This is a genomic window from Aeromonas sp. XH (genome assembly GCF_033348475.1).
GTDB classification, from domain to species: domain Bacteria; phylum Pseudomonadota; class Gammaproteobacteria; order Enterobacterales; family Aeromonadaceae; genus Aeromonas; species Aeromonas sanarellii.
Genome location: NZ_CP137630.1, coordinates 1,649,531 through 1,673,050 on the forward strand (window position 1 = coordinate 1,649,531; position 23,520 = coordinate 1,673,050).

Consider the following 23,520-nt stretch of genomic DNA (forward strand, 5'->3'; position numbering starts at 1 on the left):
CCCATCATGTTTTTTCTTGTGTCCGTTTGTCTCGCGTGAGCGGGCACAAGAAAAAACCGAGTTTACGTCTTGCCGCACGCCGTCAAGGGCGTGCGGCAGCCATGGTGTCAGAAAAAACCAGGCGATGGCGAAGCTCTCACACGGCTTGATGTGCCCCGTCTGATGGGGCCGCACGATATCTCAGGGGCGCGCAGCGATGGCAGACAGCACAGGATTACAATTCACCGTCAAGGTGGGGGCCCTGCCCGAGAGTACCTTGGTGGTGGCCGAGTTTACGCTGGATGAAGCGCTCAACCGGCCGTTCAACCTGCGCATTGAGCTGGCGAGTGCCCAGCCCGACATCGACTTTGGCGCCGTGCTGGACCAGCCTTGCGAGCTGTTGGTGTGGTACAACGGCGAGCTGCAGCGCCGGGTGTGCGGGGTGGTGAGCGAGTTTGCGCAAGGGGACAGCGGTTTTCGGCGCACCCGTTACACCCTGGAGGTGAAACCGGCGCTATGGCGGCTCTCCTTGCGCCATAACTCCCGTATCTTCCAGGCGCAAAAGCCCGATGAAATCCTCTCCATCCTGTTGCAAGAGCACGGCATCACCGACTACGCCTTTGCGCTCAAGAACGAGCACGCCAAGCGGGAATACTGCGTCCAGTACCGCGAGACCGACCTCGATTTCGTGAACCGCCTCGCCGCCGAAGAGGGGATGTTCTATTTCCACGAGTTTGAAGCGGGCAAGCACCGCATCGTGTTTGCCGACGACGCGGCCGCCTTGACTGCCGGCCCCGAGCTCTTCTTCAACCTCGGCAACCGCTCGCTGGAGCAGGGTCCCTATGTGCGGCAGTTCCATTACCGGGAGGCAGTGCGCCCCTCGGATGTGGAGCTCAAAGACTACAGCTTCAAGACCCCGGCCTATGGTCTCTCCCACAAGAAGCAAGGCAGTGAGCTAGAGCACCAGCGCGATACCTACCAGCACTTCGATTTCCCGGGTCGCTACAAGCAGGATGGCAGCGGCAAGGCCTTTGCCCAGCACCGGCTGGATGCCCTGCGCAACGACGCGGTGGCGGGCCAGGCTAAGTCCAACTGCGCCGCCTTGCTGCCGGGGCAGACCTTCTCGCTGACCGAACACCCCAACGGCGGCCTCAACACCGACTGGCAAATCGTCCATATCCGCCACACCGGCGAACAGCCGCAGGCGCTGGAAGAGGAGGGGGGCAGTGGCCCGACCGTCTATCACAACGAATTTGGAGTGGTGAAAGCGAGCACCACCTGGCGGGCACGCATCGGCAGTCCGGAAGCCCCCCACAAGCCCATGGTGGATGGCCCGCAAATCGCCATGGTGGTGGGGCCCGACGGGGAGGAGATTTACTGCGACGAGCATGGCCGGGTGAAGCTGCAGTTCCCGTGGGACCGCTACGGCAGCGCCAACGACCAGAGTTCCTGTTGGGTGCGGGTCTCCCAGGGTTGGGCCGGCGGCCAGTACGGCATGATGGCCATCCCGCGCATCGGCCACGAGGTCATCGTGAGTTTCCTTGAAGGGGACCCCGACCAGCCCATCGTGACGGGTCGCACCTATCACGCCACCAACCGGCCGCCGTACGAGTTGCCGGCCAACAAGACCCGCACCGTGCTGCGCACCGAGACCCATCAGGGTGAGGGCTTCAACGAGCTGCGTTTCGAAGACCAGGCGGGCAAGGAAGAGATCTACATCCACGGTCAGAAAGACCTGAACGTGCTTATCGAGAATGATGCCGCCTGGCACATCAAACACGACCAGCACACCGATATCGACAATGAGCGGGTGACTCGTATCCGAAAGGTGCCGGGCAGGGAGGGGGCTCCACCCAGCCTCGGCAACGATCATCTGACCGTTGAAGGGGAGAAACGGGACCACATCAAGGGGGATTATTCGCTGAGCGTGGATACCTCCATGCACCAGAAGCTCGGGCAACGCTGGCTCACCCAGGCGGGGCAGGAGGTACACGTCAAGGCCGGTGCCAAGGTGGTGCTGGAAGCGGGCTCTGAAATTACCGTCAAGGTCGGAGGTTGTTTCATCAAGGTCGATGGCGGCGGTGTGACCCTGGTGGGGCCCACCATCAAGATGAACTCCGGCGGCAGTGCAGGCTCGGGAACTGGGTGGGCTGGAAAATCGCCACTAGGGCCCTTGGGAGTCAGTGTTCCCCCTAAACCCAAGGTACCGCTCACTCCTGCGCAACTGGCCACCATGAAGAGTGCCGCCCCTTTCTGTGAAGAGTGTGAAAAATGCAAGGAGGGTGCCTGTGAGATTTGAGAGCACGCCGCTGGAAGAGTGGATACAGAGGCAATCGGCCCCTCTTTATGCCGTGCTGGCGGGGGCCAGCGATGCGGCTCCCTTGCAACATTACTACCAGCTCGATGGCCGCGAAACGCCACGCGGGCTCTATCTCGGCACCCCTTATGAAGACTGGCATCCCGTCATGCCCTATCTGGTGGCCCTCGACAAGGAGAGCCCCTTTATCGCATGGGCTCAGGGCGCCGAGGCGAGCGACTGGGGCTGGATAGTGGCAAGCGATCAGCCTGTCGATACCCTCTATGCCCATCTGCAGGGGCTGACCCAGATCTGGCACCAGGGGGAAGCGGTGTTCTTCCGTTACTGGGATGGCGTTTATCTGAAGCGCATTCTGGTCCCGCTGGGAGAGGGCTTCACCGCCCTGCTGCCTGGAGTAGACGGGATCTGGGTCGGGGGGGACGGCTTCGAATGGGCTGCGTCAGAAGCCGCAGCACCACGCGAATTCCCCTGGTGGGAGTTACCCCCCGCCATTGCCGCGACCTTGGCGAGACAGGATCCCGCCCCTCTTATCAACAACCTGATGCAGCAACTGGCGGATCACAACGGTCAGCTCTACTGGGCGTTTCCCGAGGCGAACCTGCGCTGCAAGGTCGCCCGCTTTGTCTCCCGTCATCCATCCCCCGATATCGATCTGTTTCCGGCGCTGGAAGCGGCGCTGATCAATGAGGTTCAAGCATGAGCAATGCCGGCCTGGCCGTCTTCAACGAAGTGATCGCCGATTATCACAACGTCCTGAGTGCCTATCGCAAGGATGCCGAGAGTTTCTTCCTGGGTGACATGCTCAGCATGGACATGGAGCAGACGATCAAGGTGGGCGACAAGACCATCACGGCATCGTCCGGCAGCAAGAAGGCGCAGTCCGTGGTGACGCAGTGCCCGCTGAACGGCACGCTGCGGCTGGTTCATCTGTTCGAATCCGTCAGGTTTATTCCCATCGGCAATACCCCGTATAAGGTGGAGGCGGGGAAACTGGTGCGCGGACGTTTTGTCAGCGAGGCGGTAGTCAAGGAGGGAACCCTGGATGCCAAGGGCATTGCCGAGGTCGGTAAGCTGACCCCGGGCAAGTCCTATCGGGTGACCTTCTACCCCAATGTGAAGAAGAGCGATCTGGATACCTTGTTCACCTCTTATGTTCCCGTTCAAAAAGACCTGGAGGCCTGGCTTACCAAGGAGTGGAACAGTGAGCACAAGGGTGCCTGGGTTCGTTACAGCGGTACTGGTGGTGGGTTTGGCAGCCATGCTCTGGCGGCAGCAAGCGGTATCGGCAAGGCGCTGGTCGGAGTGTGGGACGATCTTAAAACAATCTACAACCTGCTGGCCGACCCGGTAGGCAACGCCAAAAAGCTGGCCGCCTTCGGAGTGGACGCAGCGGCAATGGCCAAGGCTGGGGCCTCCCAGATGGAAGCTGCCATGCTGGTACTGCAAGATGAAGCTCTGCTTTATCTTTATGCCTATGCCTTGGTGTGCTGGGTCAAGATGTTGCCCCCTGATCAGCAAACCGAGTTTGGTGCTCAGGTGATTTCGTCGGTGCTGATTGATGTGATCATCGGTGTGGTGCTGACCGGAGGGGCTGGCCTCGCGGCGCGCTATGGTGCCAAGGCTGCCTCCATGGCCAAGAACAGTGACCGGGTAATGCGACTAGTCACCTCCTTGGTCAATCTCTCCAAGAAGCACAACCTGGCCCAGCACGCCCAAAAGGCGAAGAAGGTGCTGGTCGCGGGTGCGGTGCCGTTGAACCCGGCCAAAAAAGCGGATCTTAAGTTGGTCGATGCCAATGCCAAAACGTTGGTGGAAAAAGGAACTGCGGCCAAACGCCGGTTCCAGGGGCACACCGAGATCAAGCAGGTGAACAAGACTCCGGATGCCTCCAAACAGGCAGTTACCCCAGCCAAGCGCCCTCATCAACCTGAAGCCAAAACCTGCAAAAACAACTGCCCGGTCTCCATGGTGACGGGTGAAGAGCTGCTGGCACTGCAAGATGGCGAACTGCCCGGTTTGCTGTCCTTTGTCTTCGGGCGCCTCTATCGCACGTCCGCCGTCTCGCAATCCTGCGGCATGGGGATCGGCTGGACTCATGCCCTTGCGCACCGGCTTGAACGTCACGACGATACTCTGACCTGGTGGGATGAGGAGTCCCTGGCAACGGAATTGCCGTTGCCATCGATAGGCAGACCCATGGTGACCAACCTGCTTTCGGAGGCGGTGGTCTACCTCGGTGACGAGACTGATGAGGTCATCGTGGCCAAGGCCGGTTCGCCGTTCCTGCATTTTACCTGGCATGGCGGCAGCGGGCGGCTGACCGGTTTTTCCGATCCCTACGGCAATCGACTGACGGTACGCTCTGACCGTCAAGGGCGCCCCGCCTGGGTGGAAAACGAAGGGGGGCTGGCCCTTCGTCTCGCCTACGAGGGCGACCACATCATGGCGCTCGAGTTGCAGCGTTTCGACGGCATTGCCTGGCAGCCCCAGGTCACACTGCAACGCTACCACTACGATGACCATGGTCACCTGGTGGCGGCCGAGAATGGGGCCGGGGAGTGCGAGCGTTATCGCTATCGTGATGATGGGGTCATTGTGGAGCGCCGCCTGGCTGGCGGTGCCGGTTTCTTCTGGGAGTGGGAAGGGGAAGGCAAGGCCGCCCGAGCCATCCGTCACTGGAGCGATGTGGCGGGTTTTGATGTCACCTATGGCTGGGATGATGACAAGGGCGAGGTGACGGTACTCAATGCCGATGGCAGTCAGGAGGTGTATCAGCACGACAGCCAGGCACGCCTTGTCCGCCAGCAGGATCCGGATGGTGCGATAACCGAGTTTGCCTACAACGACAAGGGTCAGAAAGTACTGGCCCGTGATCCGCTGGGGGCCGAGACCCATTATCACTACGACGAAGAGGGGATGTTGGCCCTCGAAGTGGCTCCCGACGGCAGTCAGACTGCCTATCACTACTGGGATGGCCGGGTTCGCAAGGTAGTGCAGGGGGAGCGAGAATGGCGCTTTGAGCACAATCCGCAAGGGGATCTGATTGCCAGGCGGGATCCCCTGGGGAACGAAACCCGTTATGGCTATACCCCCCAGGGCAAGCTGTGCTCTGTGGTTCACCCGGACAGCACCCGCACCGAACTGGTGTGGAACCGCCTTGGCCAGTTGATCGAAGAAAAAGGGGTCGATGGCGGGATAAGCCGCTGGCGCTATGACGAGCGGGGCCGCCAGATCGTGCGGCAAGACCCGCGTGGCGCAATCACACGCTATGAATGGGACGCGGCAGATCGCCTCAGTGCCGTCCATCTGCCCGGGGGCGGCGTTCGCCGCTATGAGTACAACGCCTATGGCAAGGTCACGGCGCAGTGGGACGAGCTGGGTCGCGAGACACGTTTCGAATATCACCCCGGCCTGCATCTGGTGAGTCGGCGCATCAACCCCGATGGCAGCGAGCTCAAATACCGCTACGACAACGCCAAGCTCTTTCTCAGCGAGATCGAGAACGAGCATGGTGAACAGCATCGTATCCATTACCATCCCAACGGGCTGGTGGCACGGGAAACCGGCTTCGATGGTCGCACCACTGCCTACCGTTATGATCTCAACGGACGCCTGAGCGAAAAAGTGGAGTTCGGCAAGCAGGAGACCGAACTGGTCACCCGCTATGAGCGCGACCTCATGGGGCGCCTGCTGAAAAAATCCCTGCCTGATGGTCGCGAGATCGCCTTCGAGTATGACGGCCATGGCCAGCTCATCCGGGTCGACGACGGTGCCTGGCCCCTGGCATTTGACTACGATGGTGCCGGTCATCTGGTGGCCGAGCATCAGGGGTGGGCCTCAAGCCATTTCCGATACGATGCCATGGGACGGTTGTCACACTGGCAACTGCCCGACGGCAACCGGCTTGGCTATCACTATCAGCACGGGGCGCTTGGCGGCATTGATCTCAACGGCGTCGAACTCACTCGCCACCAGGTGGTGGGTGGGCTTGAGCTGCGCAGGCAGCAAGGGGCACTGACCCAGCAGTACGAATATGACGAGCAGGGGCGCCTTTCGGCACTGCGTCTGCAGCGGGGCAAGCAGGTCGCCCGCGAGCGGCGCTATGGCTATGACAGAACGGGCAACCTGCTGCACATCGATGACAGCGTGCAGGGGGAGCAGCACTACCGCTACGATCCGCTGGACCGCTTGCTGGAGGTACGGGGCGAGCTGACCGAGCGCTTCTTGCATGATCCGGCCGGCAACCTCCTGGGTGAGCGTTCGGGTGGTCAGTTCGATGGGGCTCGCACCCAGGGGAACCGACTGCTGTTGAGTGGCGATCGCCACTTCGAGTACGACGAATTTGGCCGCTTGGCGCTGGAGCGGCGCGGCAAGGGTCAGCAACTGGTGACCCGCTATCACTACGACTGCCAGCACCAGCTGGTGAGGGCCGAACTGCCCGATGGTAGCACCGCCTGTTATGACTACGATGCCTTTGGGCGTCGCATTCGCAAGACGGTCAAGGGAGCAAAAGGCGAGCAGGTTACCGAATTCCTGTGGCAGGCCAACAACCTGATTGCCGAGAGCTACTATCTGCTCGGTGATGACAAGCATCGTACTGACGAGCAGTACCGCAGCTTTATCTATGAACCCGGCAGTTTCAAACCCCTGGCACAGCTGGAAGGGGAAGGGCAGAAGGCCGAGGTATTCCACTACCAGCTTGACCACCTGGGTACTCCCTTGGCACTGACCCGCACAAGCGGGGCCACCGCCTGGCAGGTGCGCTATCGAGCCTATGGCAATGTCTGGCGTGAAGAGATCGCCGAGGTGGCAACCCCCTTGCGTTTCCAGGGGCAGTATTTTGACACCGAGACGGGGCTTCACTACAACCGCCACCGCTACTACCAGCCCGGTACGGGTAGATTTATCACCCCTGACCCGATAGGCTTGGCCGGTGGGCTGAATAACTATCAGTATGCCCCTAATCCTATAGGTTGGGTTGACCCGTTAGGACTTCAAAATATCCAGATGGTTTGTCCTGGAGTGAAGGATGCAATAGCCAAGAGTGACTCAGCAAAAGAATGGGGAACACTGCCTGATGGAACCAATCAAGGCGTCAAGCACTTTGTAGATTATTGGGATAAATATCCGGAAAGAATACCGTCTCTTGAGCAGAGACTTGGTTTACCGGAGGGGACATTTAGTCCATCTGTAGAAGGTTTTGAAGCTTTCACTAAGTCGGCCAAAAATGTTATTTCATCTGGTGTTGAAAAAGTATTGCCCGATGATAAAAAAATATATTTTAGGCCTGGTGCACAGAAAGAGGCGAAAGGTGTTGTTGTTGTGTTACGACATGGGAAAATACAATCAATGATGCCTAGTGATCCAAAATCTTTTGGGAAAATGCAATGAAAATTATAGCGGCCAACGCTCTAGGGTATGAAAGAGAACTAGAAATTATCCTTGGCAGTTTAGTTATATATTGTACTACAACAGTCTTCAATAAATACGCTGATGTGCCATGTGTTGATACTGAGATATTAAATGCAACTGTAAAAGATGATTCATTTAACATTGAATATGCGGTGTTGTTGCGAAATTTGGATGTGATGTTTGAGCAGCCGATTGTTCGTTCGCCAAGTACTATACTGAGTGGGGTTTGTATTGAGAGAGTTGAAGATGATTTATTTTTAATTAGTAATGACTTATTAGGTGTAGTTTCTGTTTCATTTGAGAAGTCAACTGATTTGTCAGTAGGGGAAAGAGTATCTCTGCGTGGGGAATTATGTATTGATAGTGAGTATATAGTCTCAGTGTGAACTATTATAGACTAGTCTCATCATTAATTAACTGTTATTTCCCCTCGCATGCACAATTGCGGGTTTTTACACCAGAAGGTTTTTAGTTGCCAGCTATTAATAATGGTGTGTGGAATTTTTTATTGATGAATTACATAGCATTATTTATGAAAAAAAATAACTTACTGTGTGCGGTTTCATTGTTAATGTTTGGTTGTTCAGTATCGCCAGTAAATGTCTCTGAGTCAGAATTGGCTCAAGCTGCCCAGCAGGGTCAGGGTAAGGCGCAATATGAGCTGGCTAATCGTCTGGCGGCCAAGCCGGATTATCCCGAGGCGATGCGCTGGATGAAGCAGGCTGCCGATCAAGTCGGTCCGCTGGCGGCAGATGCCGACATTCGGGGCAAGGCCGCACTACAGGTGGGAAGTTGGTATCAGGTGGGGTTGGGAGAACCTAAAAATCCTGCACTGGCCAGGCGGTGGTGGCAGCGCTCCGCCAAGTTGGGCAATGCTGAGGCCAGTTATCAACTGGGTCAGGACTGCCGACAACGGCACAAGGGCAAGCTGGCCAGTGAGTGCCTTGACTGGTTCGAGCAGGCTGCCAAGCGGGAGCATGCGAATGCCCAGTTAGCTCTGGGGCAGTGGTATGCAGGTCAGGCGGGGGCTGATGAAGATGCCGTCAAATGGCTGGAGAAAGCCGCCGAACAGGGTAATCGTGATGCTCAATTCCAGCTTGGCGCTCGCTATGAGCAAGGGAAAGGGGTGATCAAGCGCGCCGATCTTGCCCTGCGCTGGTACGAGAAAGCAGCGGCCCAGCAACAGCCGGACGCTTTGCTGGTACTGGCGAGCAAGGCGCCCTCTGAAGAGGCATTCAGCCTCTATCAGCGCGCCGCCAATGCAGGGGCTGCTCCTGCCCAGCTGTGGTTGGGGCAGGCCTATCTGAGGGGGGAGCTGGTTGCCCAGGATCTGGCGCTTGGCCGTTATTGGCTGGAGCTGGCGGCAAGCAATGGTTCCCATGAAGCCGAATATCAATTGAGCCTGCAGCAGAGCGATATCACCGCACGTGAGCACTGGCTGAACCTGGCCGCCGCGGGTGGTGTGAGTCAGGCCCAGCTTGAACTGGCGAGCCTGCAACAGGAACGGGGGGAGTTGAAAGCTGCGCGCAAGAGCCTCTCTCTGGCGGCCTCACAGGGCAATAGCGAGGCTCGATATGTCTACGGCGAGATGTTGCGACTGGGGCTGGGTGGTGAGGCTGATTACACCGAAGCCATGAAACAGTATCGGGCAGCGGCAAACGCCAATCATCGGCAAGCACAATATCGCATGGGCATCATGCGTGAGCAGGGATGGGGAGCCCCCCGCAATAGATTGCATGCTTATGCATGGTATTTATTGGCCGCAACGGATGGCAATATTGATGCAACCGCAGCCAGCCGTGAACTTGAAAAAGGCATGACGGCACAAGAAAAAAGTGCAGGTCAAAAACTGGCGCAGCACTGGTTCATCACGCTGGATAAACACGGTGAAATGGGGCAGGTGTCAGAGGGTATATGATGCCATCCCCATAAGATTAATGAGATATAGTGATAATAGTAACAGTGAGTGGATATTGCCATTTTCCACTTATTATCGCCTTCCATATTTCTGTTTTGATAAATTTGATTCAGAAAAACAGGTTACAGAGGCGGTTCAAATAAAGCTTCGAAACATGTTAAACCTGATGATATTAGAGGATCATGGAGTAATGGTTAATTAAGGATACATTACAACTATATGATGATAAAGGTAATTCTAGAGTTCAGGTTCCTAAAAGTCATGGTGGTGATGGGCTAGAGTTAGAGCCGTTCACAAAGGCTTATCTTGAGTATGGAAAAGGTGGTTCTGACAGTTAGTGCCGCAGGATGGACAGGATATACACATAAAGCGGATAAAGTCGATATATTTCCCTGAGGGTGGTGTTTTCTCTACTCGCCATATAAATTCAGTGACATAGACATTCTGATATTTAAACATGGGGTGGCTAATTTTTAATTAGACTTTACACAACAGAATTTCTACATTTCAGAAAAAATGAAATATTGTTTTATATAATTTAGCAATAAATTTAATGCTGAATCTCACTACACTATGTGGTGACCGAAACCAAGTTCGGACGGCGGGGCCGAATATATCGACGGGGATGGCACCAAGAGTACCCAGCTGTTGTCGATGACCAAGGGGTCTGGCAAGCAGATGAGCGGCCAGTGGATCGATAAGCGATTGCCCGATGAGATAACGGACAAGAAAATATTAAAAGACCTAAAAAATGAAGGTTATGAGGCTTGGTTAATGATTGTCGATGAGTCTGGTAAAGTGATACAGATAACCAAGCTGGATAAGTCAGCCAATGCCGTAGGTACGATTTCGATCAAGTAGGAGCAGTGAATGAGTTCGTTTATTGAACAGCGTCGAGATCCACTACTATCTGAGCCATTTTTTTTAGAGCAGATAGAGGATTATAAAGAGTCATCATATTTTGACCAAAGTTGGTGGGCTAAAATAAACGATCCCTTACATGAACGCTGGAGTGATCCACATCGACGTCCTACCCGCTCCATGGCCAGCGAAAGTATGTTCATGGACAACTTGGAACATGCAATTCTCCTTTATTCTGGTGGCGTATCCCATGAAGAGATCAATGCATGCCTCTCGATAGTAAAAAAAGAACTGTTGCGTCATAAAAAAGAGTTTTCAGATAGTGTCTTTTATTACTGGGAGCAAGATGCCTATCAATATCTGCTCTGGATGTTCTCATTAAGCATTCTCTATGGCCAGGATGAGATGTTGCCCGAGTTGGTGCGTTATATCAGTAAGAATCCGGAAGGGGACGACGACCCGCTGTGGAGCGTGCTGCTGGCCCGTCTCGGCTATCCCGGTTTTCCCCGTGGTCCCGAATCCTATATTCCCGAGGTTTATCGCCCTCTATTTGATGCCATCAAGGGGGATGGGGTGACCCCAACTAAAACCGAGCGAGAGGCGAGTATCAAGCAGTATCTCAAGGGATGGTACAAGGGGTGTAAAGAGTGCTATTGGCACGACAGGCACAAGGCAAAGCATGCCATCTACTTTGGCTATTGGGCTTTTGAAACGGCGCTGGTCACCCTGCTCTATGAGTTGGATGACAGCAGCTATCGGGATATGCGCTATTACCCCAAGGATCTGGTCGATTATGCCAGAGCCAACGGTGTTGCAGAGAAATGGCAGGCACTGAGAGTGGCTCAACACCCCATTTCCATGCCAGGCTCAGTGGTGGAGCAGGATGGCAACTGGCGGTGCAATCTGACCGATGAGCAGTGGCAGCTGCGCAAAGGGCAGCGGCTGCCTTCCCAAACCCATGTCAACAAGGATGACATGTTGTTCTGGATACAGGAGTAGTCTGCATTTTATCGATCATGCACAGCCTGCATGATCGATAACTCTCGAACCGAGTGACGTTTGATGCCGCAGCGGCATTGCCTGGCATCCTTGGTTCTGTATGAAAGCAATTGAGAAAGAAAAGTGAAGGCGATAAAAAGACTATTCCTGCTCCTCTCTGTCATCATCTTGTCTCCTCTGTTAATGCCCATGGTTTATGTCGAAAGACGAAGAAAGAAATAGGTTCTATCAATTTTACTATCCTCTCTGCCTGAAGAGTTCAGAGTCGGCAGAGTGAACTCTTTGATGAATACGGATACTGATGATCTCCAGGGCCGTATTGTGTCAACGCTTGTCGAGTTGAATTCCGAAGAGCATTGGGTATGTCTCAGTATCGACTGGCGAGACGTCGAGGAAGTTGAGTTACAAGGAAATGCGTTGGCGGATGTTCATGGTTTGAAGGAGAACTTCGTCTGCTCCGAGCCGGATGAGGATGCATCGGTTTGGAGCATGTTGGTGCTTTATGACTTATGGCTGCAAGCGCGAGGATATGAGGTCATGCTCTGGGATCTCGAGGCGGATCAATATACAGGTTTTATTTGTCGAACCGATATCCTAGATAAGCTGTTGAATGAAGGTCGCAAGCTGGGCCTGGACCTAGTCAAGCTGGACCATGTGAATGAACAATAGTGCTTTGTGTCAGTATTAGGATGCCTGGAATACGGCTCATTGTAGAGAGAGCTGACGAGAAATAGTAAATGCATCGGGTTGTCAGGACGTGCTATGTACGCAGCCACCCCTCCCATCTTAATTATTCGCAGATATAGATAATGACATACCGCACATTATGGTTGGTACTGGCGAGTCATTGGCTCGCCGCTTGTACTGCAACGACGTCACAGACCGAATCCGAACTCACTCAAGCCGCCCGCCAGGGTCAGGGCAAGGCTCAGTACGAGCTGGCCCATCGCCTGGCGGCCAAGCCGGATTATCCCGAGGCGATGCGCTGGATGAAGCAGGCCGCACAGCAAACGGGGCCGCTGGCGGCAGATGCGCAGCTGCGAGGCAAGGCCGCGTTGCAGGTGGGAAGCTGGTATCAGGCGGGCTTGGGAGAACCCAAGCATCCCGGGCTGGCCAGGCAGTGGTGGCAGCGCTCCGCCAAGCTCGGAAACGCAGACGCCAGCTATCAGCTGGGCCTAGATTGCCGGCAGCGGTACAAGGGCAAGCTGGTGAGCGAGTGTCTCGACTGGTTCGAGCAGGCCGCCAAGCGGGAGCATGCGGGAGCGCAGCTGACTCTCGGAGAGTGGTATGCGGGTCAGGCAGGCGCCGATGAGGATGCCGTCAAGTGGCTGGAAAAAGCCGCTGAACAAGGCAATCGTGATGCCCAATTCCAGCTGGGGTCACGCTATGAGCAGGGGAAGGGGGTGAGCAAACGTCCCGACCTTGCTCTGCGCTGGTATGAGAAGGCGGCCGTTCAGCAGCAACCGGATGCCTTGCTGATCCTGGCGCGCAAGGCGCCATCTGAAGAGGCATTTGACCTTTATCAGCGTGCTGCCAACGCGGGGGATGTACCGGCTCAATTGTGGCTGGGGCAGGCCTATCTGGCCGGTGATGCGGTTGCTCAGGATCTGGCATTGGGCCTTTACTGGCTGGAGCTGGCGGCAGGCAATGGTTCCCATGAGGCCGAATACCAGCTGAGCTTGCAACAGAGCGACATGGCGACACGGGAACATTGGCTGACCCTGGCCGCCATTGGCGGTGTGAGTCAGGCTCAGCTCGAACTGGCCACCTTGCAACAGGAGAGGGGAGAGCTGAAGGCTGCTCGCCAGAGCCTGTCCCTGGCGGCCTCACAGAGCAATATCGAGGCTCGTTATGCCTATGGCGAGATGCTGCGCCTGGGGTTGGGGGGCGAGGCGAACTATGGCGAAGCGCTGAAACAGTATCGCCTGGCGGCAAACGCCGATCACCGGCAAGCCCAATACCGCATGGGGACCATGCGAGAGCAGGGCTGGGGGGCACCTCGAAATAGGCTGCATGCCTATGCATGGTATTTGCTGGCAGCCACTGATGGCAATATGGACGCAACCGCCGCAGGACGTGAGTTGGAGAGGGGGATGACGGAGCAGGAAAAAAAAGCTGGTCAAAAACTGGCGCAGCACTGGTTCGAGAAGCTGGAAAAAAATCATGGGTTGGGGCAGGCACAAGATAAAATATGACATCGTAGATGCCATAATAAATCCATCCTATTGATGATGGTAAAGACTGCCCTCCACGCGCTCAATCTTTTATTACCATCATAGTTCTTCCACCAAGCCGCCATGATTTTCCGTCATGACGGCTTTTCTGAATGCCAATAATCGCGATCATTGATGTAGGAAAATTCTTGTTGATGGTCCATAAGCAGGCCCTCCCAGGGAGATCAAGCCTCCCTTAATCGATGTAATAAAATCAGAAAACTCCTATTTGATGACTATTTTGTCATTCATTTTTCCATCGTTGATATATGTGCATCCTCTAAGCGGGTGTGTTGTAACGCATTGTTTTTGTTGTTATTTTATTTTTGCTCTTTTATTTTATATTCATTTGCAACAATTTTTTGTTGACGATTTTATTGCTAAAAATATACCATGTGCCGCAAATGGCTCTCTAGTCAAATATGATCTCTGACAAAGATTGGAGACGTGATCGGGTTGTATTAAGTAACAAGAAGCACACTGTGTTTTTGATGCTCAAGCCTCGCCTTGATGTATATCAGAGATGCACCGTCGGCTGATGTCTCTCTGCCAGGTTCCTCGTTGATCCCGTCAACTGTCACTTTTTACAGTTGCTGGCAAAGGCATTGGCTATAAGCTTTAGGGTCTTGGTTGACCCTTAACTTGGTATTTAGAGCATGGGAAAAGGAATTGATGGCGCCACCGTTGCGCCCAAAGAGCGTATCAATATCAAATATGTTCCGGCAACCGGTGGTCAACAGGCGGAAATAGAACTTCCGCTGACCATGATGGTGGTTGGAAATATGAAGGGGCGTACCGAAGATACCCCTATCGAGGAGCGCCAGACCGTCTCCATCGACAAGAATAATTTCTCTTCCGTCATGAAAGAATCCGCACTGGAGCTGAAGTTTTCCGTTCCCAATCGCCTGGAGGAAAACAGCCAGGACGAGCTGCCGGTTTCGATCAGGATCCAGTCTCTGGAAGACTTCACCCCCGACAGCGTGGCACAGCAGGTGCCCGAGCTGCGCAAGCTGCTGGAACTGCGCGAGGCTCTGGTTGCCCTGAAGGGGCCGCTGGGCAATATCCCCGCCTTCCGCAATCGTTTGCAGGATCTGCTGTCCAGTGATGAGGCTCGTGAGCAGCTGCTCAAGGAGCTGGATTTGATTAAGCCTGCCGAGTGATCGCCGGGTTGGATTGACTGAACGAGAAAGGAAACAACATGTCTTTGGTCGAAGAACAGGTTCAAGCGGGGGCGAGTGCGGCCTCCTCGTCCTTGCTGGACGAAATCATGGCGCAGGCTCGCATCACTCCGGTGGATGAGGGCTACAGCGTCGCCAAGCAGGGCGTTGCCGCCCTGATCGCCAACATTCTGGACAGCGGCACCACCACCGAGCCGGTCAACAAGGCGCTGGTGGACAGCATGATCGTCGAGCTCGACAAGAAGCTGAGCAAGCAGATGGACGTCATCCTGCATGCCAAGGAGCTGCAGGAGATGGAGTCCTCTTGGCGCTCCCTGAAGCTCTTGGTGGATCGCACCGATTTTCGCGAGAACATCAAGATCCAGGTGCTGCACGCCACCAAGGAAGAGTTGCTGGAAGATTTCGAATTCTCACCCGAGATCACCCAGTCCGGTCTCTACAAGCATGTCTACTCGACCGGCTACGGCCAGTTCGGTGGCCAGCCCATCGGCGCCGTGATCGGTGACTACGCCTTCACCCACAGCTCCCCCGACATCAAGCTGATGCAATATGTCAGCGCGGTGGGGGCCATGGCCCATGCTCCCTTCATCTCTTCCGTCGCACCGGCCTTCTTCGGCGTCGACAGCTTTACCGATCTGCCCTCCATCAAGGATCTGAAATCGGTGTTCGAAGGGCCGGCCTACACCAAGTGGCGTTCCCTGCGTGAGTCGGAAGATGCCCGTTACCTGGGACTGACCGCCCCGCGCTTCCTGGCGCGACTGCCCTATGATCCGACCGAAAACCCCATCAAGGGCTTCAACTATCAGGAAGACATCAGCTCGGATCACGACCACTACCTGTGGGGCAATACCGCCTATCTGATGGGTACCTCCCTGACCGACAGCTTCGCCAAATACCGCTGGTGCCCGAATATCATAGGCCCGCAGAGCGGTGGCGCCATCCACGATCTGCCGGTGCACGTTTATGAGGCCATGGGTCAGCTGCAGGCGAAGATCCCGACCGAGGTGCTCATCACCGACCGTCGCGAGTACGAGCTGTCGGAAGAGGGCTTCATCACCCTGACCATGCGCAAAGACAGCGACAACGCCGCCTTCTTCTCCGCCAACTCGGTGCAAAAGCCCAAGGTATTCCCGAACACCAAGGAAGGCAAGGAAGCGGAAACCAACTACAAGCTGGGTACCCAGCTGCCCTACATGTTCATCATCAACCGCCTGGCGCACTACATCAAAGTGCTGCAGCGCGAGCAGATCGGCTCTTGGAAGGAGCGTCAGGATCTGGAGCGCGAGCTGAACGGTTGGATCAAGCAGTACGTTGCCGATCAGGAGAACCCGCCGGCAGACGTACGCAGCCGTCGTCCGCTGCGCGCCGCGCAGATCAAGGTGCTGGACGTGGAAGGGGAGCCGGGCTGGTACCAGGTTGCCATGGCCGTGCGCCCGCACTTCAAGTATATGGGGGCGAGCTTCGAGCTCTCTCTGGTAGGTCGACTGGACAAGGAATAAGGCCCGATGCCGCATCTCTCTTCCTGGGATAGAGGAAGTGCGGCCAGCCTGTTTGATCGCATCAGGGGGGAGGGGCTTGGCTCCTCCCCTCGTTCGGAAGTGGATGAACTGGTCGACTCCGTCAAACGGCAGCTCGACCAGATCCTCAACACCCGTCCCGGCAATTGCCGCAGTGCACCCGATCTGGGGGTCATTGATCTCAATGACGCCACTCAGGGCAGTGCGGATATCAAGGGGCGGATCCGGGAGGCGATCCGGCAATGCATCCGTCGTTATGAACCACGGATCATCCATGTGGATGTTCGTTCACCCGACTATCAGGCGAGTCCGCTTGAGATGTCGTTTCAGGTGACGGCCCACGTGCGGCTGGAGCATATCGAGCAAGTTACCTCGTTCAACGTCCATATGGACAGTCACCGTCACTACCGCATGGTCTGATCAATGTCGCTGGAACATTACTTCAGGGATGAACTGGCTTTTTTGCGCCTGCAAGGGCGCGAATTTGCCGACGCCTATCCCGAGCTCACCCGCTTTCTGTCGGAGCAGAACACCGATCCGGACGTGGAGCGCCTGCTGGAGGGGTTCGCCTTCCTAACGGGCAACCTGCGTGCCAAGATTGAGGATGAGTTTCCCGAGCTGACCCACGGTCTGCTCAACATGCTCTGGCCCAACTACCTGCGTCCCGTGCCCAGCATGACCATCATGCAGTTTTCGGTCATTCCGGGGGCCATCGCCCAGCCGGCGCTGGTCAGGCAAGGCTGCCAGCTCGACAGTCTGCCCCTGGACGAGGTGACCTGTCATTTCCAGACCTGTCACGATACCTGGGTCTATCCGGCCGATATCCGTCATATTGCCGCCCAGAGCGGCAACGATCTCTCCACCATCTCGCTGGACATCGCCCTGCATGCCCCTCTGCCGCTCAGCGAGCTGCAGCTGGACAAGCTGCGCTTCTTCCTTGGTGGCGACAGCTACACCGCCTATGAGCTCTACTTCTGGCTTTCCAACCAGCTTTCCCATATCGAGCTGGAGATCGACGGCAAGCGCTTTCGCCAGGAGGCCAAGGCCCTCAAATCGGTCGGCTTCGAGCGCGATGACGCGCTGCTGCCCTATCCGAACAACGTCTATTCCGGCTACCGGATCCTGCAGGAGTACTTCTGCTTCCCGGAAAGCTTCCTCTTCTTCGAACTCTCCGGTGGCGAGTGGCCCAAACAGCCGTTGCCGGTGAGCGAATTCAAGGTGCACTTCTGCTTCGACCGGCCCTTGCCGGCGGAGCTCAAGATCCGGCCCGACTCCTTCATGCTCAACTGCGTGCCGGCCATCAACCTGTTCCAGCACGACAGCGAACCGGTCAACCTCAATGGCCGCCAGGCGGAGTATCCCCTTAAGGCAAGCTATCGCCACGCCGACAGCTTCGAGATCTTCTCGGTGGATCAGGTGGAAGGCTGGGTCGAGGGGAACCTCGGCCGCTCGCGCGGTACGCCGCGCATCTATCAGCCGTTCGAGAGCTTCCAGCACCAGATTGAGCGGGCCAAACAGCGACTGGCGCTCTACTACCGGGTGCGGGTCAAGGAGGCGGTAAGCGGGGATGGTTTCGAGCACAGCCTCTCGTTCGTGCGCGGGGATGAAACCACCACGGTCGAACTGGATGAATCCATCTCGGTGACGCTCACCTGCACCAACCGCTCCCGCGCCGCCCGTCTCAAGGTGGGCAGCGTCTGCGTGCCGACCGGCAGCTCGCCCTCGTTTGCCACCTTCCGCAACCTGATCCGGCCGACCCGGCCGCTGCGCCCGGCGCTGGACGGCAGTCTGCACTGGACGCTGATATCCAACCTGTCGCTCAACTATGTCTCCCTGCTGCGCCGCGATGCCTTGGTGCAGGTGCTGCGCACCTACGATTTTCCGGCGCTGCACGACAAGCAGGCCGAGCAGGCCTCGCGCAAGCGGCTGGCGGGGATTGAAGAGATCGAGACCAAGCCGGTGGATCGGCTGGTGCGCGGCATGCCGGTGCGGGGGCTCAAGTCGGTGCTCTCCATCCGCCAGTCTGCCTTTGGCAGCGAAGGGGAGCTCTATCTGTTCAGCACCGTGCTGGCCCACTTCTTCTCGCTCTATGCCAGCGTCAACGCCTTCCACCTGCTTGAGGTGGTCAATCTCGACAACAAGGAGCGCTACCAATGGCCAGTCCAGATCGGTCAGCACTCTCTGATGTGAGCGCCGCCCGGGAGGCGCCCCGCTTCAACTTCTTCCAGCTGGTTGAGCTGCTCAACCGGCTCGATGGCGCCGATCAGGAGCGAGGGCTCGACTACCTGCCCGGTGACGAGAACATCCGCTTCAAGGCGACTGCTTCCCTGGGGTTTCCCACCAGCGACGTGCTGCAGATTGGTCGGGACGGGCAGGGGCGTCACGAGTTGGAGGTGGCCTTCCTCGGCCTGCACGGCAGCCAGTCGCCGATGCCCGGCTATTACCTCGATTCGCTGGCGTGGGAGTACGCCCAGGGGGAGCAGAAGCTCGGCCTGTTTCTGGACTTCTTCCACCACCGTCTGCTGACCCTGCTGCACCGGATCTGGCGCAAGTATCGCTACCACGTGCGGTTTCAGGACAACGGCGAGGATGGCTTCTCCCGCCTGATGTTCGCCCTGGTGGGGCTTGGCAACGAGGCGGTCTGTCAGAGCCTGCCGGTCAATCGGGCCAAGATGCTCTCCTATGCGGGCATGCTGGCCAGCCCCAGCCGCTCCCCCGAGGTGGTGGCCGGTCTGGTGGCCCACTGTTTCGATCTGGCCGATGTGCAGGTGAGCGCCTGGCAGTGGCGCAAGGTGCCTATTCATCAGGATCAGCAAAATCGCCTCGGCGGCGCCTGCGCCACGTTGGGGAGCGATTTTGTCATCGGTGACAAGGTGAATGACTGTGCCGGCAAGTTCTTGTTGAAGATCAACAACCTGAGCTTTGGCCAGTTCCTCGGCTTTCTGCCGAACGGGGAGCACTTCCATGCCCTGGTGACCTTTGTCTCCTTCATCCTGCGCGATCAGCTGGCCTGGGATCTGCGCCTGGGGTTCGGCCAGGAGCAGGCGAGGGGGTTGAGGCTCGGTGAGGAGCAGAGTGCCCGTCTGGGGTGGAGTACCTTTCTCGGCCAGCCGCCGAGTGATCCGTTCGTGACCATCTGCGTGCAGGAATAAGTGCAGACATCAACAGCGCAGAAAATTTAACTACAGGAATCAGTGCAGGAGTAACTGTGGACGATTTTAACCAGCAACTTTCCCTGGTGGTGCTCAACAGCGAACAGCTCGACGGCAGCCAGCAGGTGCAGTACCGCTTCGACGAGATGGGGGGGACCCTGGGGGCCTCCGAACAGGATGACTGGCAACTGCGCGACAGGCTGGGGGCCGTCATGCCCGCCCACGCCCGTATCGAGCTCAACGACGGTCGCTTCTGTCTGTGCGATCTGAGCGGCCAGACCTATATCAACGGTGCCACTTCGCCCATCGGGCGGGCGCGCAAGGTGCATCTGGAGCAGGGGGACGAGCTCGTGGTCGGCCCGTTCCGGCTGCGCGCCTATCTGGGGGCCATCACCCCCGAGCAGAGCCTGCAACAGGTGCTGGGCAATCGCCCCACCGAGCAGCTCGACGAGTGGTTGACCAGCGATGAGCCCGTCGTACCGGATGACGATCCGCGCACCCTGGCGGCCGATCCCTTGCTGGCATTGCAGCAGGAGCGCAGGGCGCCCAATCCGTTGATGGATGGTCCGCTGGCGGACGGTCGCCTGCAGGCTTCACTGCGTTCACAACCGGATGTGGACGTCCCCCCTCTTGCCCCTTTTTCTGCTGTCGAGAACACCATGAACCAAGAATTTCTGGATATGCCCGCCATCGAGAACCATCCCGATTATCAGCTGTCGCTGGACGGCGTCGACCACGTTGCCCTGACCCCGCTGATGCGTGGCCTGGGTCAACCCTTGCAACTGCAGGACACCCAGCAGGCCCACGACATGCTCGAAGAGATGGGCAAGACGGTGCGGGCCATGGTGGAAGGGCTGCTGCAGTTGCAAAACGAACAGGCGGCGCTGGCGGACAAGCACCTGCGTCCCATTGAGGACAACCCGCTGCGCCTGGGCCTTGATTATGACGAGACCCTGGCGGTGCTGTTTGCCGAGCAGAAGAGCCCGGTCCACCTGAGCGCGCCGGCGGCGGTGGCCGAGAGCCTGCACAACGTGCGCATTCATCACGTGGCGAACCAGCAGGCCATCGGTGCGGCGCTCGACAGCATCCTGCAGGCGTTTTCGCCGCAGGCGCTGCTGGGGCGCTTCGAGCAATACCGTCGCAGCGGTGCACCGGGCACGGCCGACGAAGGCTGGGCCTGGGACATGTATCAGCACTACTACCGCGAGCTCACCTCCGCCCGCCAGCAGGGGTTCGACAAGCTGTTCCACCAGGTGTATGCCCAGGCCTATGACCAGGCCGTGCGTCAGCAACAGGGACTGATTTGATGATACGAGCGCTGATGCTGGGCGCCGCGCTGCTGGCCCTGGCAGGTTGTACCACCATGGGCAAGATGGCAGACGTGGCCATGAACCCGGATATCCAGGTGGGCAGCAACAATGATCAGCCCTCTACCCTGGGGCTGAGCCTGCTGGCGGAGCCTGACGTCAACCCCAACGAGAGCGGGGAGGCGGCGCCTATCGAGTTTCAGGTGGTGCTGCTGGCGGAGGATTCCAAGCTGCTCGCCACCGACTACGACCAGGTGACCGCGGACGTGGAGAAGGCCCTTGGCAAGAACTACCTGGACCATCAGGACTACACCCTGCTGCCGGGCCAGTTCAAATACCTGCCCCCCATCAAGCTCGATGAGAAGACCCGTTACATCGGGGTGATCGCACGCTACGCCGACCCCGACAGCGCCGAGTGGCGCAAGGTCATCAAGATCAAGAGCAAGGGAATGGCTTATCAAATCCTGGTGCACCTGCGCCTGGATGAAGTGGAACTGCAAAAAGAAGAAGAATAACCATGTCGAGTCGAAATCGGGTTATCTGGCGTGAGGGGCTGTTCATCAAGCCCCAGCACTTCCAGCAACAACAAAGACATTCGGATTACGCGCTGCACGCTCGCCTGAGCGCGCTGTCCGATTATTTCTATGGCTTGCAGTCGCTCGCCATCAACGAGGATTACCTGGGCTTTGGCCGCATCGCCCTGGTGGGTGCCACCGGCATACTGCCGGATGGCACAGTGTTCAACATCCCGAACGACGATATGCTGCCGACCCCGCTGGAAGTCACCGACGCCTCGGTGGCCAACCAGAAGGTCTATCTGGCGCTGCCGCTCTCGGTGAGCGGCGTCAACGAGGTCAATCAGGGCGGCCAGGTGGCCACCCGGTTGCAGGCCCATCGCCACGACGTGCGGGATCTGCACAGCGAAGGGGGTGACGTGGTCTCCCTCGAAGTGGGGCGGGTCAGCCTGCGGCTGATGCTGGAGCGCGAGGATCGCAGCGCCTACGCGTCGCTCGCCATTGCCCGCATTCTGGACAAGCGGCCGGACGGCGGCCTGGTGCTGGATCCCAACTTCATGCCCTGCAGCATCAGCGTCTCCGCCATCCCGACCCTCAAGCGCTTCCTCGGCGAGTCGGCCGGCCTCGTGGCCGAGCGGGCCCGCAGCCTCTCCCAGCGCATCGCCGCGCCGGGTCAGCAGGGGGTGGCCGACGTGGCCGAGTTCATGATGCTGCAGCTGCTCAACCGGGCCCAGCCCCAGCTCTCCCATCTGGCGCGCCTTGGCACCCTGCACCCCGAGCGGTTGCATGAGGCGCTGGTGCAGCTCTGTGGCGAGCTGATGACCTTTACCGACGAATCCCGCCTGCCGCCCGAGTTCCCCGCCTATCGTCACGACGATCAGCAGGTGAGCTTCGAGCCGGTGATGCTGGCCCTGCGCCAGGCACTCAGCACAGTGTTGTCGCCGCGCGCCGTCTCCATCCAGCTGCGCAAGCACCAGTACGGCATCATGGTGGCCATGGTGAACGAGAGCGAGCTGATGACAAGCGCCGACTTCGTGCTGGCGGTGCGTGCCCGCATGCCGCAGGAGCAGCTGCGCAAGCAGTTGCTGCAGCAGACCAAGGTGGCCTCCAGCGACAAGATCCGCGAGCTCATCAGCCTGCAACTGCCCGGCATTCCGCTGCTGCCGCTGCCGGTGGCGCCGCGCCAGCTGCCCTATCACGCCGGTTACAGCTACTTCCAGCTCGACCGGCAGAGCCCGGCCTGGCAGATGCTGGCGGTGGGCAACACCCTTGCCTTCCATATCGCCGGCGACTTCCCCGAGCTCGACATGCAGCTCTGGGCCATTCGCAGCCAGTGATCGCACCAAGGAACAAGCAGAGATGACCACGGACATTATCAAGAACGAGCAACTCAGCGATCTGCTGTTCGATCATGCCGAGCAGCTGGACATGGATTCGGACTACTGGTTCCGCCTGCGGGGACAGAGCATCAACCCGATGATCGATGCGGTGACCCCCTTGTTGGGGCTGGTGCAGCGGGTGCGCCTGCTGTCGCGCTACGACCGGGTGCCCGAGCTCTACCAGCGGGTGGTGACCGAGATCCAGGCCATCGAACAGGAGCTGATGGCCCAGGGCTACGAGAACGGGGTGGTGCTGTCGTTTCGCTACATCCTCTGCACCTTCATCGACGAGGCCGTGATGGGCCGTGACTGGGGCAGTCAAAGTGAATGGTCCGAGCACTCCCTGCTGACCCGCTTTCACAACGAGACCTGGGGCGGCGAGAAGGTGTTCGTGCTGCTGGCCCGCCTGCAGGAAGATCCGGTGCGCTATCGCGACATTCTGGAGTTCATCTACCTCTGTCTGTGCCTCGGTTTCGAGGGGCGTTACAAGGTGATGAGCAAGGGGCAAGGCGAGTTCGAGCGCATCGTGCGCCAGCTGCACAAGCAGTTGGCCCCCGAGGCCGGCGGCGAGGCGCCCAGCGTGTTTCACCTCGATCTGGGCCAGCAGGCTTCCCGCTATCAGCTGCGCAAGCAGGTCTCCCTGCGCAGCCTGTTCATGGGCGGCGCGCTGATCCTGGCGCTGATCTTTAGCCTCTATCACCACCAACTCAATAACCAGACCCAGGACGTGCTGCGTCAACTGGGCGAATTATTAAAATAAATACCTAAGGAGA

17 protein-coding genes and 1 pseudogene are annotated in these 23,520 nt (G+C 57.7%); all 18 read left to right on the forward strand.

The genetic code is table 11. The annotated features are described in order from the left end of the window. The first annotated feature begins 196 nt into the window (after positions 1-196). The 18 genes and pseudogenes from tssI (at position 197) to icmH (ending at position 23,507) form a co-directional block, all read left to right on the forward strand. Positions 197-2,278: a type VI secretion system tip protein TssI/VgrG gene (gene tssI, locus R2B70_RS07830; RefSeq protein ID WP_318163055.1), complete on the forward strand. Its 2,082-nt coding sequence runs from the start codon at positions 197-199 to the stop codon at positions 2,276-2,278. Further along, positions 2,268-2,996, forward strand: a complete 729-nt coding sequence (locus R2B70_RS07835) for a DUF4123 domain-containing protein (protein WP_318163056.1) — start codon at positions 2,268-2,270, stop codon at positions 2,994-2,996. The genes tssI and R2B70_RS07835 overlap by 11 nt, the downstream gene beginning before the upstream one ends. Beyond that, positions 2,993-7,687 (forward strand): RHS repeat-associated core domain-containing protein, encoded by a 4,695-nt coding sequence (locus R2B70_RS07840; protein WP_318163057.1) that lies wholly within the window; start codon positions 2,993-2,995, stop codon positions 7,685-7,687. The genes R2B70_RS07835 and R2B70_RS07840 overlap by 4 nt, the downstream gene beginning before the upstream one ends. Further along, positions 7,684-8,094: a hypothetical protein gene (locus tag R2B70_RS07845; RefSeq protein WP_318163058.1), complete on the forward strand. Its 411-nt coding sequence runs from the start codon at positions 7,684-7,686 to the stop codon at positions 8,092-8,094. Before R2B70_RS07840 ends, R2B70_RS07845 begins: the two co-directional genes overlap by 4 nt. A gap of 185 nt (positions 8,095-8,279) precedes the next feature. Further along, on the forward strand, positions 8,280-9,626 hold the full coding sequence (locus tag R2B70_RS07850) for an SEL1-like repeat protein (RefSeq protein ID WP_318163330.1): 1,347 nt from the start codon (positions 8,280-8,282) through the stop codon (positions 9,624-9,626). Between the two features lie 572 nt (positions 9,627-10,198). Then, positions 10,199-10,487: pseudogene (locus tag R2B70_RS07855) on the forward strand (hypothetical protein); the annotation flags it as partial. A 9-nt stretch (positions 10,488-10,496) separates the two neighbouring features. After that, positions 10,497-11,486: a type VI secretion system immunity protein gene (locus R2B70_RS07860; RefSeq protein ID WP_318163059.1), complete on the forward strand. Its 990-nt coding sequence runs from the start codon at positions 10,497-10,499 to the stop codon at positions 11,484-11,486. Between the two features lie 285 nt (positions 11,487-11,771). Further along, a complete protein-coding gene (locus tag R2B70_RS07865) occupies positions 11,772-12,155 on the forward strand; it encodes a hypothetical protein (RefSeq protein WP_318163060.1) in 384 nt (127 codons plus the stop codon). A gap of 140 nt (positions 12,156-12,295) precedes the next feature. Next, positions 12,296-13,681 (forward strand): tetratricopeptide repeat protein, encoded by a 1,386-nt coding sequence (locus tag R2B70_RS07870; RefSeq protein ID WP_318163061.1) that lies wholly within the window; start codon positions 12,296-12,298, stop codon positions 13,679-13,681. Positions 13,682-14,355: 674 nt separating this feature from the next. Then, complete coding sequence (tssB, locus tag R2B70_RS07875; RefSeq protein ID WP_209791816.1) at positions 14,356-14,859, forward strand: type VI secretion system contractile sheath small subunit; 504 nt, start codon at positions 14,356-14,358, stop codon at positions 14,857-14,859. 38 nt (positions 14,860-14,897) lie between these two features. Next, a complete protein-coding gene (gene tssC / locus R2B70_RS07880; RefSeq protein WP_318163062.1) occupies positions 14,898-16,376 on the forward strand; it encodes a type VI secretion system contractile sheath large subunit in 1,479 nt (492 codons plus the stop codon). Positions 16,377-16,382: 6 nt separating this feature from the next. After that, entirely contained in the window at positions 16,383-16,814 is a 432-nt protein-coding gene (gene tssE / locus R2B70_RS07885; RefSeq protein WP_209791818.1) for a type VI secretion system baseplate subunit TssE, read from the forward strand. Positions 16,815-16,817: 3 nt separating this feature from the next. Further along, the gene (tssF, locus tag R2B70_RS07890; RefSeq protein WP_011705715.1) at positions 16,818-18,584 is read left to right on the forward strand and encodes a type VI secretion system baseplate subunit TssF; all 1,767 of its coding nucleotides are present in this window, start codon (positions 16,818-16,820) and stop codon (positions 18,582-18,584) included. Then, positions 18,548-19,546: a type VI secretion system baseplate subunit TssG gene (tssG, locus tag R2B70_RS07895; protein ID WP_318163063.1), complete on the forward strand. Its 999-nt coding sequence runs from the start codon at positions 18,548-18,550 to the stop codon at positions 19,544-19,546. The genes tssF and tssG overlap by 37 nt, the downstream gene beginning before the upstream one ends. Positions 19,547-19,602: 56 nt before the next feature. Beyond that, positions 19,603-20,853, forward strand: coding sequence for a type VI secretion system-associated FHA domain protein TagH (gene tagH / locus R2B70_RS07900; RefSeq protein ID WP_318163064.1), 1,251 nt, complete (start codon positions 19,603-19,605; stop codon positions 20,851-20,853). Further along, the gene (tssJ, locus tag R2B70_RS07905; RefSeq protein WP_266140532.1) at positions 20,853-21,368 is read left to right on the forward strand and encodes a type VI secretion system lipoprotein TssJ; all 516 of its coding nucleotides are present in this window, start codon (positions 20,853-20,855) and stop codon (positions 21,366-21,368) included. The genes tagH and tssJ overlap by 1 nt, the downstream gene beginning before the upstream one ends. A 2-nt stretch (positions 21,369-21,370) precedes the next feature. After that, complete coding sequence (tssK, locus tag R2B70_RS07910) at positions 21,371-22,705, forward strand: type VI secretion system baseplate subunit TssK (RefSeq protein ID WP_318163065.1); 1,335 nt, start codon at positions 21,371-21,373, stop codon at positions 22,703-22,705. Positions 22,706-22,727: 22 nt separating this feature from the next. Further along, positions 22,728-23,507, forward strand: a complete 780-nt coding sequence (gene icmH, locus R2B70_RS07915) for a type IVB secretion system protein IcmH/DotU (RefSeq protein ID WP_043167132.1) — start codon at positions 22,728-22,730, stop codon at positions 23,505-23,507. Positions 23,508-23,520: the final 13 nt, after the last annotated feature.